The following is a 207-nucleotide window of genomic DNA, read 5'->3' as shown; positions in this document are numbered from 1 at the left end:
TCAGGCGCATAACGCCGTCACTATCGACACGGTGGCGGGTGACAACACCGTCAACGCCAGCGAATCCCGTATGCCAACGCTCATCAGCGGAGAGGTGTCCGGTGATGCGCAGGTGGGTGACCACGTGGTGGTCAGCGTGAACGGCCATGAATATCACGGCGACGTGGTGGCGGATGCCAATGGCCAGCTGCGTTACGAAGTACCGGT

At 61.4% G+C, this 207-nt stretch carries 1 protein-coding gene; it reads left to right on the top strand.

The annotated features are described in order from the left end of the window. On the top strand, positions 1–207 hold a 207-nt coding region (locus tag M977_RS24060), incomplete at both ends, for an Ig-like domain-containing protein (RefSeq protein ID WP_157092155.1).

Source organism: Buttiauxella gaviniae ATCC 51604 (genome assembly GCF_001654835.1).
Classification (GTDB): domain Bacteria; phylum Pseudomonadota; class Gammaproteobacteria; order Enterobacterales; family Enterobacteriaceae; genus Buttiauxella; species Buttiauxella gaviniae.
Note: the sequence above shows the minus strand (reverse complement) of the source record. Positions and strands in the feature narration are given on the sequence as shown.